The sequence below is a fragment of the Acinetobacter qingfengensis genome, from assembly GCF_008693185.1.
GTDB classification, from domain to species: Bacteria; Pseudomonadota; Gammaproteobacteria; order Pseudomonadales; family Moraxellaceae; genus Acinetobacter; species Acinetobacter qingfengensis.
Map to the genome: position 1 here is coordinate 284,929 of NZ_VXKN01000002.1, position 13,014 is coordinate 297,942.

Annotated in this window: 17 protein-coding genes; 4 read left to right on the forward strand and 13 right to left on the reverse strand. The window is 38.3% G+C overall.

The window, feature by feature from the left end; all coding sequences use genetic code 11:
- Positions 1–69: 69 nt before the first annotated feature.
- The 3 genes from F4V57_RS03815 to F4V57_RS03825 form a co-directional block, all read right to left on the reverse strand.
- Positions 70–471, reverse strand: a complete 402-nt coding sequence (locus F4V57_RS03815; RefSeq protein WP_070069636.1) for a hypothetical protein — start codon at positions 469–471, stop codon at positions 70–72.
- Between the two features lie 307 nt (positions 472–778).
- A complete protein-coding gene (locus F4V57_RS03820) occupies positions 779–1,900 on the reverse strand; it encodes a DUF4917 family protein (protein ID WP_070069635.1) in 1,122 nt (373 codons plus the stop codon).
- 43 nt (positions 1,901–1,943) lie between these two features.
- Positions 1,944–2,492, reverse strand: coding sequence for a hypothetical protein (locus F4V57_RS03825; RefSeq protein WP_070069634.1), 549 nt, complete (start codon positions 2,490–2,492; stop codon positions 1,944–1,946).
- A gap of 63 nt (positions 2,493–2,555) precedes the next feature.
- Here F4V57_RS03825 and F4V57_RS03830 point away from each other — a divergent pair, with 63 nt between their 5' ends.
- A complete protein-coding gene (locus F4V57_RS03830) occupies positions 2,556–3,020 on the forward strand; it encodes a hypothetical protein (RefSeq protein ID WP_070069633.1) in 465 nt (154 codons plus the stop codon).
- Positions 3,021–3,641 carry a hypothetical protein gene (locus F4V57_RS03835; protein ID WP_070069632.1) on the forward strand — a complete coding sequence of 207 codons (621 nt, stop codon included), beginning with the start codon at positions 3,021–3,023 and terminating at the stop codon, positions 3,639–3,641. It abuts the gene before it with no gap.
- 24 nt (positions 3,642–3,665) lie between these two features.
- Here F4V57_RS03835 and F4V57_RS14745 read toward each other — a convergent pair whose 3' ends face one another.
- The gene (locus F4V57_RS14745) at positions 3,666–3,830 is read right to left on the reverse strand and encodes a hypothetical protein (protein WP_171257532.1); all 165 of its coding nucleotides are present in this window, start codon (positions 3,828–3,830) and stop codon (positions 3,666–3,668) included.
- 151 nt (positions 3,831–3,981) lie between these two features.
- Positions 3,982–4,227 (reverse strand): ogr/Delta-like zinc finger family protein, encoded by a 246-nt coding sequence (locus tag F4V57_RS03840; RefSeq protein WP_070069631.1) that lies wholly within the window; start codon positions 4,225–4,227, stop codon positions 3,982–3,984.
- Between the two features lie 119 nt (positions 4,228–4,346).
- Between F4V57_RS03840 and F4V57_RS15095 the strand changes: the two genes are divergently transcribed.
- A complete protein-coding gene (locus F4V57_RS15095) occupies positions 4,347–4,538 on the forward strand; it encodes a Com family DNA-binding transcriptional regulator (protein WP_227515679.1) in 192 nt (63 codons plus the stop codon).
- The gene (locus F4V57_RS03850) at positions 4,504–5,307 is read left to right on the forward strand and encodes a DNA adenine methylase (RefSeq protein ID WP_070069630.1); all 804 of its coding nucleotides are present in this window, start codon (positions 4,504–4,506) and stop codon (positions 5,305–5,307) included. The genes F4V57_RS15095 and F4V57_RS03850 overlap by 35 nt, the downstream gene beginning before the upstream one ends.
- Here F4V57_RS03850 and F4V57_RS03855 read toward each other — a convergent pair.
- From F4V57_RS03855 to F4V57_RS03890, 8 genes are all read right to left on the reverse strand, one after another.
- Positions 5,304–6,806 carry a contractile injection system protein, VgrG/Pvc8 family gene (locus F4V57_RS03855; RefSeq protein WP_070069629.1) on the reverse strand — a complete coding sequence of 501 codons (1,503 nt, stop codon included), beginning with the start codon at positions 6,804–6,806 and terminating at the stop codon, positions 5,304–5,306. The genes F4V57_RS03850 and F4V57_RS03855 overlap by 4 nt on opposite strands.
- Positions 6,803–7,228 carry a phage tail protein gene (locus tag F4V57_RS03860; protein ID WP_070069628.1) on the reverse strand — a complete coding sequence of 142 codons (426 nt, stop codon included), beginning with the start codon at positions 7,226–7,228 and terminating at the stop codon, positions 6,803–6,805. Before F4V57_RS03860 ends, F4V57_RS03855 begins: the two co-directional genes overlap by 4 nt.
- A 5-nt stretch (positions 7,229–7,233) precedes the next feature.
- Entirely contained in the window at positions 7,234–10,410 is a 3,177-nt protein-coding gene (locus F4V57_RS03865) for a hypothetical protein (RefSeq protein ID WP_070069627.1), read from the reverse strand.
- Entirely contained in the window at positions 10,407–10,568 is a 162-nt protein-coding gene (locus F4V57_RS03870) for a GpE family phage tail protein (RefSeq protein WP_407642982.1), read from the reverse strand. Before F4V57_RS03870 ends, F4V57_RS03865 begins: the two co-directional genes overlap by 4 nt.
- The gene (locus F4V57_RS03875) at positions 10,535–10,870 is read right to left on the reverse strand and encodes a phage tail assembly protein (RefSeq protein ID WP_070069626.1); all 336 of its coding nucleotides are present in this window, start codon (positions 10,868–10,870) and stop codon (positions 10,535–10,537) included. The genes F4V57_RS03870 and F4V57_RS03875 overlap by 34 nt, the downstream gene beginning before the upstream one ends.
- A gap of 68 nt (positions 10,871–10,938) precedes the next feature.
- Positions 10,939–11,454, reverse strand: coding sequence for a phage major tail tube protein (locus F4V57_RS03880; RefSeq protein ID WP_070069625.1), 516 nt, complete (start codon positions 11,452–11,454; stop codon positions 10,939–10,941).
- 5 nt (positions 11,455–11,459) lie between these two features.
- A complete protein-coding gene (locus F4V57_RS03885) occupies positions 11,460–12,632 on the reverse strand; it encodes a phage tail sheath protein (protein WP_070069624.1) in 1,173 nt (390 codons plus the stop codon).
- Positions 12,633–12,732: 100 nt separating this feature from the next.
- Positions 12,733–13,011, reverse strand: coding sequence for a phage tail protein (locus F4V57_RS03890; RefSeq protein WP_070069623.1), 279 nt, complete (start codon positions 13,009–13,011; stop codon positions 12,733–12,735).
- Positions 13,012–13,014 lie beyond the last annotated feature (3 nt).

Genomic DNA, 13,014 nt, shown 5'->3' on the forward strand with positions numbered 1-13,014 from the left:
CCTACCGCCATTATTTTCGACGATAATGGTGGTAGGTATAGTTCATCAATGATGATGTTATTTTAGCGTTTAACCAAATTTGCGATATTGCGTGTATTCCTCTTTAGTTAGTTTGGCGATATACATGTTGGTCTGTTGAAAGGCAAATTTGGCATCTTGTATCAGGACAATATCCTGGATTTGATTGAACCAGTAGTGGCGCAAATCCAGAAATTCATTGTTTGATAAAATTATTTTTGGGAATGCTTCAGGAATAAGGCATAAAAATCGAATACGGAATTGTCTGGCTGTTTGGAAATCAGATTCCAAGAAAATCGCAGGGAAAAGCGTCTGTACTCGCTTACCTTGGTGATTATAAATTTCACAATGGTAGCGGACTTCATACTTTAAAAAGTCCTGTTCCATACATACAATTTTTAGGCTGAAATTTGCTTGAAAGCTTGAGGGTTGAGCATGAGATGTATTTTCCATGTTCTGATCCTTCTGGTAAGTTTGTTGCAAACCTACCGCCATTATTTTCGACGATAATGGTGGTAGACCGAACAGGGGTCGAAAACCGTACCAGAAGCAACGGCCAGCCGTGAAGCTGCCCTGCCCGATCTACCATAGACGAGTCTATCAGATCAGACTTTTTTGGCAAAAAAAAGCCGCTATTGAGCGGATAATTTCTGCTCTTCTGGTTGATTTACAGGTTTCGACGCCTGTACACAGATTTTGCTGTGTATTGTTATAGTGCATCACTATGTTGTAAGATGTCAATAGTGATGCACTATAAAAGCTAAATTGCGTTATTTTTCCAAGATCCTAATGAATCTCGATCAAAAAATAATATTTCCAAGTTTTTAATATCTAAATATTCATAATCTTTTTTATCAGAATTCCATGTCTTTATTTTAAATATTTTTTTAATTTTAAGATCCAGTCCAGCAAGCTGTTCCTGCTTATACTTAGAAGAAACAGAATAAGCAATTTTCATATTATTTAAAGAATCTCCCCTAACTTTTGATATTAAAGCTTTAATGATATGTTCATCTTGCTCACCTAATGCCCAACCAAAAATTGTAAGATTTTTTGGATTTTTCCTTTCAAATGTTGTCGAGGGTATTAAAGCGTTTGGTATATATTCCTTATATACTGTATTTAAATATCTACTTCGCTCTATCGTTTCTATTTTTTTCCCTGATGTTCCTTCACTTACAAATATTGGTGAATATTCTTGGCTCTCCCAATTAGATAATATTTCTTCCAGAAGTTCACATGATAGATTGTCTCCATCAGGTTTCTTTCGTGCTACCTTTAACTCTTGTCCAGTCTTATTCTTATTTAATGCAAGCATTCCGTGTGGGTAAGCCACAATTCTGGACGTTTTGTTGTTCTCAGGATATCTTTCAGAGAATAAACTCTTATTAAATTTTCCCCCGTAGCCAAAACAGTCTTTGTAAACATTATTTTTATTATTTTCATTTAAATAGAGGATAGTCCAGTAAATAATAAGATCATAATTCAAAGGAAATATGAAGCTAAAATTTTCAATAAATTTACCAATATTTTTAAAATTTACCTTTGCATAATTAGAATGTACATCACGAACTAATGTAATTAAAGCATTACTAATAGATTTATATGCTCGTGTTGACTGATTATCTTTTATTCCTAAATCAACATTAACTAAATTAGCATAAAATAAAGTTCTTAAAATTAGTTCAAAATCTGTAGTGTCAAATGTTTTAAATAATTTCAAAACATCTTGGCTTAGTAGCCCTCTATCTTCTGCCTCTTTCTTCAGATTTTTATAATTAAAATCCTCGCTTACATTTCTGCTCGCACCATTACCTAAAATCAAGGTACTATCTTCAAAATGATCTTTAATATCATCCCAATTATGAATAATATAGTTCATATATTCCTTTCCAGAGTTAAAACATTTCTGTTATCTATTTAAATTAATCAATAATCAATGGTTGACCACTTTTTAGAATAGCCAACTCTTCATCTGTAAAAGTTAGAAAAACCGTAATTGTAAATCCGTCACTTTCTATTGCCTTAAAAATACCTTCCATTTTTCCCCCTGAAAAATCCTGATCAATTTTTATCTCATTTTCTAGATTGCCCCAAATAGGTCGAATGCTACGAAAAGTCTTTATATGGTCATCAACAAGATAAAAAATAAATTGATAAACATCCGTTTTTTTATCTCTGACTTCTAAAGGTACAGCCTTGATATATAGAGGTAAAAAAGATGAATCCTCTGTAATCGTAGTAAATTCATGCAACAATGTCTCAGATATTTTCTTTTCGCCAAGTTTCTTATTTCTAAGATAATTTAACAACCATCGAATGGCTAATGGTGTCAACTTTAGATCGGCATCATAGCTACTATACCGATTGTAGAAGAACCCCTTATCCTGCAAGGATTGTATCTTTTTAAATGTAAATTTAACCATAATTTTATGTTTAATTTCTTGAAATAGTAATATTGCTAAATAGTGCATCACTATGTCAAGATAGCACATTGCTATTTTTTAGAATATTGTATTTATTGGGGAATTTATAATATGCGAAAAAAGATTTTAGGATTTTTTTTAATCTGCCTACTGGTAACGCCTTTGGCATTTGCACAAAGTGCAATTGAAGTTGCATTCGGTCTTAAAGTGAAAGGGCTTGATTTCATTTACCCATTTGATGAAAAAACAGATCCAAATGAACAACTCGGTCGTCCAAATCAATACATTGAAAAAGTTTCATGGCCAGATCCTTTAATTGATCCAAAATTTGAAAGTGATGGATATTATGACAGTGACATAGACCCTATTCTCTTTAAAGGTGGAACACTCGAAAAATTCAAAAATCTAGCTGACCGAGACCGAAGATACAACTATGTGAAAAGTGTCCATCTCTCAGATCCTACAACAAACCAGTATATGTATAAGAAAGGCTTATTTTTACTAAGATTGGATAAAACATTTACTCCTACACAAGCCAAAGAATATGAAAAAAAGTTTAATCAGGTGGTGAAATAAATGATTTTTAGTGAGATAAATTTTAGCTCTATATTGACGCCAATTCTTTCATTTTTAAGTATTGCAGGGGTAATTGTTGTTTTTATCAATATTTTTAAATTTTTGTTTTTACCTTCCTATAGGCTTGAACTAAATAGAAAAAAATATCAAACCGATGCTACTACACTTGTTGATTATTATGAGAATGTTTATCTAAAAAATCAGATAGATCCTAAACCTAAGTTTATACTTCAAAAGGAAACCAATGCTGCTTTTGGAACACGAAATTTTCCATACGAATTAATATTTATGCTTTTTGATCGTGATGTAAGGGATGTTGAGCTACAAGTTAAAGCTATACAGAAACGATGGTTCACTATAAAAGTGGACTACGATAGAAATAAAATTGAGTGTTTATTTACAGAAAAAATGATTAATAAACTTGCCATCATTGCCTCTGGGTTTTACTTAATTCTATCTATTTTAATTATTGGCATGGCTGCTGGATATATATGGATATTTTTTAAATCATTTAACCAAAATTGGGTAATGACTATATTATTTCTGCTTATTTTATTGTGCGCATATTTATTTAACATACTGGGAAACTTGAAAGGTTTAAAAAAATTAATTGATCAATGATTTAAATTCTACATTTCTTGAATTTTAAATTTGTTGTAATAAATAAGCCAAAGCACATAAGAAAGGGCTTGCTGCAATAAGCAGAATTGCAGTACCAATACAAAATCTTAAATATGGTGATAAATTACCTTCCATTTTTACGCCCTGTTTGAGATGCAATTCAAATTTACCTTTGGTAAACTTATTCATAGGTTCTACCCTTAGTCTGTTAAGTGGTGGAAACAGAAACCTCAAAGATTGCCGTCTTTGGGGTTTTGTTTTTTATGAACCAAGGATATGTGTAAGTATAATATTTGTCTTATGTGATAGGTTGTATTTGAATGATTTACAACTGGTTTTATCAATCATGAGAGGAATATTGTTGTTTATTCTTCTCTTGATAAGTTTCCAAGGTTATTTTAGGATTAGGTATAGCACTAGGCGAAAGCTGATGAGTAATGTCGATATTGCCAGCACAAGTATATCCACATTTGATATTTGTACATTGTAACCATATCTGTTTAAGCAAAATGTGTTGTCTCTTACTTGATCTGATTTTAAGTTTTTCCCCACAATGTGGGCAGTTCATTTGTGGACTTCCAGCCATTTCAATTCACCGCATAAATTAATATTCTATTATAGATTATTCGGTTAAATATTTGTGCTTTAATCTCTTTTTGAATACTATTAGTTCGATTTTTTCGGAATAGAAAAAATGTTATGCACATGATCAAATGTCGATGCTGTTATAAGCTACTGGCAAAAATTGGGCAGTACGATTGTTTGGAAATCAAATGCCCTCGTTGTAAAACCTTAAATATTTTTTCGAGCACCTTGAGTGCCTTACCTGAATGCCCTGAGCATCCCAATACAGGTAAGATCCATGACACAAAACCTCTCTCCACAATACAATCCTAAAGGCCATAGTTTCAGTGGTTGGTTAGGTGGTAAATCACAACTGGCCAGAACCATTATCGAGATGATGCCGGAGCATCAAACCTATGTTGAAGTCTTTGGTGGTGCAGGATGGGTATTGTTTAAAAAAACGCCCTCCCCTGTCGAGTTGATCAATGATATTAATGATGATTTGGTCAATCTATACCGAATATTAAAATATCATTTTGATGCTTTTCTGACTGAGTTTGAATTGCAACTATTCTCCAGAACAATCTTTAATGATTTAAAACACGCCAAGGAAGGTTTAACTGATATTCAACGTGCTGCAAAATTTTATTATTTACTGCGGGCAGCGTTTGGTTGTCAGCTGGATGGAACATTTACATATTCCAAGGATCGATCCAATCGGATGCGATTGGGTGAACGATTACGTGAACATTTGCAGTCGATCCACGAACGTTTGCAAAACGTGATTGTCGAAAATGCCGGTTATGATTATGTGATCAAAAGAATGGATGCGCCAGGTACTTTGTTCTATCTTGATCCGCCCTATTGGGATTGTGAAAATGTGTATGGTAAAGGAATTTGGTCAAAACAGGATTTTTACGCCCTGAAGGAAACACTGGATCAGATTCAGGGCAAGTTTATTTTAAGTTTGAACGATGTCCCTGAAGTTCGGGAATTATTTAAAGATTATTCTATGACTCATCGTAAGATACGCTGGTCAGTCAATGCCAAAGCTGCACATGAAGAACACAATGGCAATGAGTTGATCATTTATAATTTCTAATTATCTTGATCCTGTTTGACTTGCTCAAGCATGTCTTTACGTGCATTAAGCCGTGGTAATTCACTTTTTAAGCGTTTTTCTGCGGCTTTTTTACTTTGATACACACGATTAATAACTTTTGGATTAGATTGATCGCCCAAGGTTGTCCAGTAGCGTGGGGCAAGTTTTTTACCAATGGTATATTGTACTTTTAAACCTGTATATGGTTTTTCTTCCAGTGCATTGTGTGCTCTAAATTTGCCTGTTTCGAGATCCAATAATGCATATTCTTGATCAAGACGTTGCTGGGCTGCTGCTTTGGTCACATAAAGATAGGTAAAATGCTTGGGATTGGCTTGATCGCCTTTAGTCAGTTTTACAGCTTTGTTGCCATCTTGATAATAGACCACTACTCCTGTCCATTTCTTATCTTTTTCAGATACAAATTGATCTTCAAATAGTTCCGAGACATCATCAGCATCCGGGAAGAATAGTTCAAGCTGTATATCTGTGGTATATCCGCCTGAGCTGTCGAGATTGTCGATAATGGTTGTGCCTAACCAGAATACTTCATCAATCTGCGCTTTGAGACCGTCAAATAAAAATGTCATTTCGGGAATGAGTTCCGGATTGCCTAATGCCAGGCTATAGCTTAGGGTTTCTGATGTCCGCTTCAGATTGTTGAGTTTGGCTCTGGCCGCAAATGTGGCGGTGTCTTTGTCCCTATGAATATGACGTAATTCTTTGATGTTTTGATTGCTCTCATCACCAACCAAGACTTCCAGTTTTTTTGCCATTTTATCATCGTAGTAAAATGCCCGGACTGCGGTAATTTCTTCACCGCCATCGGTACAGCTATAACGGTGACTATCACCGTAACTGCGTTGTATCAGGAAAGTTGGTAGTTCCTGGCCAGAAATGGTTTGGCTTTGACCTTTGGGCATAAAAAGTAAGGTACCATTTTTGATGGTGGCAATGGCATCATGCTCATCTGCCAATCGAGTGAGTAAATTGGCGTTGGATTCGTTCTGATCCAGATGGACAATTTTACGTGTGGCCAGCTGCTCGTGAACAGATACCTTAAGTTCATTTTCAAATGCGATGGTTTGGACGATATCTTGTAAGGTGATGTTATCAAAGCTGCGTTCTTTCTTTTGTTTTAGGGATTTTTTCATATCTGCACTGGTGGCACGGATGCTGATGACATCCGGTGCGCCAGCGTGTTCTATTTCATTGACGATATAACGTCCTTTATAGACCAATCCTGTAGCTTCCCAACCGATCCACACATCAATAACTGCATTTTTACTGGGTAAATCGAGTAAACCGTCATGGTCGGAAAGTTCCAAACTAAGGCTGTCCGACTCCAGTCCACGTTTGTTTTCGATGGTCATGCGGATTAGGCGATTGTTGAGAAAAGAAGAAATATCGGTACCGTCCACTTTAAGTTTATAAATGGCTCGTGGACTGGCATTGAGTGCATCGGTCGCAAAGATTGATAGTGAATTCAGTATTGTCATAATGCCAATCCAATCAGTTTGCTGGCGGTTGAACCGATCAAGGTACCGGCTTTCTGTACTTGCTCCAGTTGAATGGTAAAATCGATTTTTCTGGGTAAACCATCTTTAAAGAAATAGGTTTGAGTTTCCTGTAAGTCCTTGAGGATATATAGACCATAGACTTTACCTGTACCTGAGATGAGCGGAAAGGCTTTACCGGTATCGCCCATAGTGCGTAATGCGGTGATGCTCATCTGTGAGCCAAACTCCGGAACGATACTGCCTTCCAGTGTAATAGTGTCCTCTCCCCTGCCGATAAATTGATAGGCCGGCATATCACCGACACGGGAATTACTGGGATGTCGCCAGTTGGTGCTACGTTGTAATTGCTGATAGGTTGCGGTCGGAATTGAAAATGGGAACATGCCAAATATCATCATCATTTTGTTTATTCCTGATCTAAATAACTGTCTCGAATACGTGCAGCTTTTTCACGGTCACGTTGATTGAGGAGTTGCTCAAATTGCTTAAGTAAATTGTTGACCGGCTGTCCCGGTGCTGCATGGATCTGGACGGTAATGGTATCGCCTTCGATGGTAATACCACCTGAACGTGATTTGCTGGCCACAGCTTGTCCGGGTAAAATTTTTGCGACCAATGGGGCTGCTGTTTTGACTTTGTCCATAGCCGGGCTATTAATACCGGCAGTAAAGAGATCCTGAATTTTGCTGTATTGGTTTTTAAGCTGTGGGAACTCCGACATTAAGCCTAAATGTAAGCCTTCTGTGATATAGCCACCAAAGCGTTTAAATAGACGGCTTGGGCTGCGGATTTCATTTTTCTTGGTGAAAAAATTTGGAATAAAACTGGTCACTTTTGTCCAAGTCGATTTGAGTTTATCAAACCCAGACATAATCCCATTAATTAATCCTTGAATAATATTTGCACCAAAATTAAAGAATTTTCCTACTAACCCTGCAACGATATTCACCAAACCAGCAAGCCATAAGCCAAAAGCTTTACCACTGGAAGTTGCACTGTCCAATTGTTGCTTGGTTGCTTGAAATGGCTGAAATAATTTACTAACCCATTGCCATGCTGTTTTAAATGCACCAATCAACCAATCCCATATTGGCTTAAGTGGTGTTAATGCTGAGCCAATCGTCTGAAATAAAGGGGAAAACGCTGCACTTAATGGAGCTATACCTTCGGTAAACCCTTGCCAAAAGCCAGTGAAAAATGCTTTTATTGGTTGCCAGTATTTATAAATTAAAAAAGCTGCACCTGCTATTGCTGTAATAGCCAAGCCAATTGGATTCATCAACAAAGCACGTCCAAGAAATAATATACTTTGTGCTGCTAATCTGATACCTGTTGCTAATGTTGTAAAAATTCCGACAGCTCCACCGCTTAAAACAGACCATAATCCTAGTGCAGCATTTTTAAGTAAAATTTTGGAAGTACCAAGTAATCCATTTACCCTAATAGCATTTGAGGCTGCAAGAGTATAATTTCGTAAAGCGGCAATAGTATTTTTGGTTAATGCAGTTGCAAACAACCATGCTCCTCGAGCCGCATTTATAAATGATGTATATACCTGTACACCAAAAGCTTTGGTCATCGCCCAACTGTTTGCAATGACTGCTTTTATGATATTAGGTAATTGTCTGAGACGGGATATGAAATCTTTGGGATTACTGGTAACCCAAGCTGAAGATAGCTTTGCCCTAAGAACATTAGATAAAATAGAAACTCTAGATATAATAGAATTAAATCTGGTAGTTAACGCCAGAGATGATGTGCTAAAACCACCAAATATTTTAGTTAGAATGCCTCCTTCCACACCCAAAGTTTTCATCACAAGTCTTAAGCTTAAAATGCCCAAGATAAGCGGTGAAAACACCACTAATAAGCCACCTATGGCAATTAATCCTGCTGCAATGACAAGTAAACCAGTGCCAAATGCTTTTGCCAGTGTCGGATTTTTTTGCATCCAAGTGGTAAAGCCTTGCATGGCATTGGCAGCCATAATCATGGCTTGGGTATAAATGGGTAAAATCATGGTACCAAACTGTAAATAGGCATCATGCAGTTTTGCTCTTGCTTCAAGTTCTTTACCTGCCGTGGTATTAACGGCTTTGGTATTGAGTTGATCAATATTGTCTGCCCCAGCATTTAATTTAGAGTTTTTATGGATCTGATCCCTTTGATCATACATCGTTGTAAACAAGTTAGAAGCATTTCGGTTAGTAAACATACTTCCTATTGCATCATGGATTGCGCCTCTTTCTGTGATGCCTTTTTTTGCCAATGCAGGTAGTAAAACTTGTTCCATCCATGCAAATTGGTCTTGTTTAAATAATTCTCCGCCCTTTAACGCACCAGGATTTAAATGGGCGACTTGCCCTACTTTGTCATAAGTAACTTTATCACCGTCAAGTAAACCAAAATCAGCCATATTTCGAGCGGCTCGAACTGTGGTACGTCCTTGATATATGTTTTGATATGCTGACATGGCCGATGTACCAAAACGATCACCTCCTAGTTCCTGTACAATTGGTTCCATCTTGTAGTAAAGAGCTTCATTTGTTAATCCTTTAACCGCCACCCCTCCGGTCTTGATGGCATTTAGCCATTCTCCAGCCTGTACACGTCCACCAGTAGCAGTAATGACCTGTTGGATAATGTTGGCTTGTTCCTGAAAGGCTTTTTCACTTTTTAGGCCATTACGCATTTCAATGACTTTAAGCATATCCATGAATTTCTTTTCATTTTCTGCACCCTGTTCATTACCGTACATGGCTTCGTTGGCAAATTTCATTTTGGCCAGTGTTGGAGCAACCATTTGTGCATGATGCACGTCCGCAAAGGCTGTAACCCCATCTCGTACCAATTGAAGATTATCAAGCGTAGATGTACCAAAAGTTTTCATTGCCTTGGCATATTTGATGGCTTCATCAGTCGACTTTTGACCTAAACCTAAAGATGCAATACGGGCTTCTTCAATATCTACATGTTTACTTTCTTCGATTGGCTTACGCATCTGATACATGGCAGCCATACCTGTGGCAGTTGCCCCTGCACCATACATCGCTGCTGTTCTAACATTACCAGCATATTTTTGATGATTTTGCTGTATCCGATTAAGATTTTCCAATTTTGTTTTTTGATTATCAATTGACGTATTGGCTGCTGTAATTTTATTTTTCAAATCTTGCTGATGTTCTGCAAGATTTTGTGACTTCAAACCAGTTTCATTCAGCTCATTACGCAATGTGACTAAGCGTGGACGTCCTTCAGTAACGACCTTGGTCAATTGTTTTATCTGGTTCTCTGCTTTTTTTAGTTCCTGAGTTAATTTTGCATCAGGATTTATGGCCAATTGCTCACGTAACGATTGCACTGTTTTTTTATTACGCTCTAACTCAACAGTAGCCTGTTTTACATCGTCTTTGAGCTTTCTAAAAGTATCAACTTGTTTTTGTTGATCCTGTAATTTTTTTAATTCATCTCGGGTATTTTTTAAGGCTTTGGCAGCAGCATTATTGCTGCCAACCATCATTTTTAATGCTGGACTAAGATTGTCCTTTGATCCAAAGATGACTTCAAGTTTTAAGGGCTTCATTCGGCATCGTTTCCATTTCGTTCAATGGCTTTTTGATGCCATTGCATCAACTGACTAACTGACATGGCATCGTAATATTGTGGTGGCCAGTGAAAGACCACCGCTATATTTGCAATGGCATCTTCTACTGTTGGCGTAATACTTCCAATCGTATTGATTTCGGTTGCAAAAAAAGCATGATCGCTCCACCGATTTGTGCCAAATCTGCCGGATCTAGTTGAATCACTTGTGACTTGGTTAAGGATGGTGTGCTGATACGGGGTAAAACAGTGCAAATTGCAGTGACATCGCCCTGTAGCAGATCCGCAATTTTTACACCTTGTAATGCCTGGACATTTGGCTTGCGAATTTCAATCGATTTGATTTCAAGATTACCCATCATTACCGGGCTGTCTAATTCAATCGTTTGTACGTCCGACTGGATGGCTTGGGTATTTTCGGTTTGTTGCTCGGTTTGCATGATTCATGCTCCATAAAAATAAATAAAAAAACCTCTGGCGATTGGGGAGTTCACCAGAGGGTTGGAAACTATAGACCGATGTTGTTACGGTGCTCTTCTAATAGATCGACACCGTTGACGACTTCTTTAATACCCACAATATCAATTTCAATGATGGTTTCACCATTGATGGAAAGTTTGTAATAGGTCCAAATGGTTTTGATTGTAGTTTCTGTGTCATCACCGGCTTTGGCGTTACCAAAGTCGATTTCTTCATGACGGCCACGGACTACGATTTCGACGGCATCAGTTTCACGGGTATCGTCCCGTTGATATGAGCCTGCAAAACGTAAACCCAATGCGGATACTGAGGCAGCACCGAACTGTTGTAGCACCAGTTTATCTAAACCACCGAGTTTCCACGTCATTTCATTGACATCGTCGCCTAAGCCTAGATCGACTTTGACATTGCCGTTCATGCCACCACCACGCCAGTTTTCCAATTTGCGTGATAGCTTGGGTAAGGTCACCTCTCCGGTCTGGCCAAGGTATGAATTACCCTCATTATAGAGGTTCATCATTTTAAGTTTTTTGGGTAAAGCCATGATATTTATCCTGTAGTTACACGAGAGGCAAAATCCACCAGATAACGGTCGGTAATGCGTTGACGTAAGGTAAGGTTTTCAAGCGGTGGAACCGGTGTGTAATCGTAGTCGATATAGAACTGGCCAGATTTCAGCACTTCCTTGGTATTGATCGCTGGATCGAGCCAGCATTCGCCACCCAGTAAGTAGTTACCCAATGTCAATTCTCGGAGTTTTGCATTGATACCTTCGATAATATCTTTGGCCAGTCCTGGCGTTAGTGGTTTATCGACTGCCCACATGTGTCCTTCAGCCATGGTGTCCATGAGGATTTGTGCGGTACGAGTGTAGTTTTCAAACGCAAATAGCGGATCATCTGTACAAGTACGAGAACCCCAAAAACGAAAGCCGTCACGCTGAATAAGTGTGGTGATGTCGTTCTGATTCAGATAACCGGCATCTGTGGTTGGATCTTGAAGTTGCCAATAGACATCTTTACTGATTCCAGTCACGCCATTAACTGCAATATTGGATAAGGTTTTTTGCCAACCTGTGTCGTTGTCAATTTTTGCTCGCAGGCCTAATGCCCGGGCTGTCGCATCAAATGTGGTAGTTGCACTGGATGCTGTGTCCCAACCCAAAAAATCTGGCCATAACACCATAGCTTCACGTGCACCAAAAGTCTGACGATAAGCGACCGCCTCTTCTTTGGTTTGACAGCCATTTGCAGAAATATAAGCAAAACCACGCAATGATTGAGCAATACTGATTAATGCAACTGATACTGCTGAAGTGTCTAGACCGGGGACGCCTAGAATACGAGGTTTAACTCCGAGTTGAGCTTCCGCTGCGAGTAAGGCTTTCATTCCTGTGTATTTGCCGTTTACAGTACCGCCAATGATTGCGGAGGTTTGTTCTGCTGTAGCAGATTTTTGCTCTACACGTACCACGACCGTGGCTGCATTGCCCTGGTCTGCAATGGCCTGAAGCGAAGGTGCCAGTGTGCCAAGTTCACCTGCGTTGTTTAAAGCCGATTGAACATTGGTAAGCAATACCGGACGATTGAGTGGAAATTTTTCTGCATCAGCATCGGAAGCAGTACAAACCATGCCGATAATTGAACTGGATACAGTTTGAATGGGACGGGTGCCATCATTGAGTTCTAATACCCGGACACCGTGATGATATTCTTGTGCCATAAAAAAGCCTGTGAGCTGGATGTTTTCAGTTCACAGGCTTACAAATAATACGTTCAATTGCATTGGGATGAAGTTGTATTTGAATGATTTACAACTTGATTTACTTCCTCATCAACTTCATCACATCCGGATTATCATTTAAAAATGCTACCAGTTTTTCTTCAGCAGATTTTTCTGTCTGTTGCGTTGGCTTTGTGATGAGTTGCCAACTTTGGCCGTCAAACCGTGGCCACTGATCTTCTGGCCAGGCTTTGGGTGGATGAATTTCGGTTGAGTTGGCCGGTAATAAAAATACACCCGGCTCTAATGGACTTTCGTCTGCTTCAGTTGTGCCTGTATAAAGACCTGCGTAATTATATTGATAAACTGTTTTGCTCATTTC

Bases quoted from the DNA above. Each gene is read 5' to 3' on its own strand.
- F4V57_RS03830 (WP_070069633.1), top strand. From the start codon at position 2,556: ATGCGAAAAAAGATTTTAGGATTTTTTTTAATCTGCCTACTGGTAACG.
- F4V57_RS15095 (WP_227515679.1), top strand. From the start codon at position 4,347: ATGATCAAATGTCGATGCTGTTATAAGCTACTGGCAAAAATTGGGCAG.
- F4V57_RS03890 (WP_070069623.1), bottom strand. From the start codon at position 13,011: ATGAGCAAAACAGTTTATCAATATAATTACGCAGGTCTTTATACAGGC.
- F4V57_RS03880 (WP_070069625.1), bottom strand. From the start codon at position 11,454: ATGGCTTTACCCAAAAAACTTAAAATGATGAACCTCTATAATGAGGGT.
- F4V57_RS03885 (WP_070069624.1), bottom strand. From the start codon at position 12,632: ATGGCACAAGAATATCATCACGGTGTCCGGGTATTAGAACTCAATGAT.
- F4V57_RS03815 (WP_070069636.1), bottom strand. From the start codon at position 471: ATGGAAAATACATCTCATGCTCAACCCTCAAGCTTTCAAGCAAATTTC.
- F4V57_RS03865 (WP_070069627.1), bottom strand. From the start codon at position 10,410: ATGAAGCCCTTAAAACTTGAAGTCATCTTTGGATCAAAGGACAATCTT.
- F4V57_RS03860 (WP_070069628.1), bottom strand. From the start codon at position 7,228: ATGATGATGATATTTGGCATGTTCCCATTTTCAATTCCGACCGCAACC.
- F4V57_RS03875 (WP_070069626.1), bottom strand. From the start codon at position 10,870: ATGCAAACCGAGCAACAAACCGAAAATACCCAAGCCATCCAGTCGGAC.
- F4V57_RS03850 (WP_070069630.1), top strand. From the start codon at position 4,504: ATGACACAAAACCTCTCTCCACAATACAATCCTAAAGGCCATAGTTTC.
- F4V57_RS14745 (WP_171257532.1), bottom strand. From the start codon at position 3,830: ATGAATAAGTTTACCAAAGGTAAATTTGAATTGCATCTCAAACAGGGC.
- F4V57_RS03840 (WP_070069631.1), bottom strand. From the start codon at position 4,227: ATGGCTGGAAGTCCACAAATGAACTGCCCACATTGTGGGGAAAAACTT.
- F4V57_RS03835 (WP_070069632.1), top strand. From the start codon at position 3,021: ATGATTTTTAGTGAGATAAATTTTAGCTCTATATTGACGCCAATTCTT.
- F4V57_RS03820 (WP_070069635.1), bottom strand. From the start codon at position 1,900: ATGAACTATATTATTCATAATTGGGATGATATTAAAGATCATTTTGAA.
- F4V57_RS03825 (WP_070069634.1), bottom strand. From the start codon at position 2,492: ATGCACTATTTAGCAATATTACTATTTCAAGAAATTAAACATAAAATT.
- F4V57_RS03855 (WP_070069629.1), bottom strand. From the start codon at position 6,806: ATGACAATACTGAATTCACTATCAATCTTTGCGACCGATGCACTCAAT.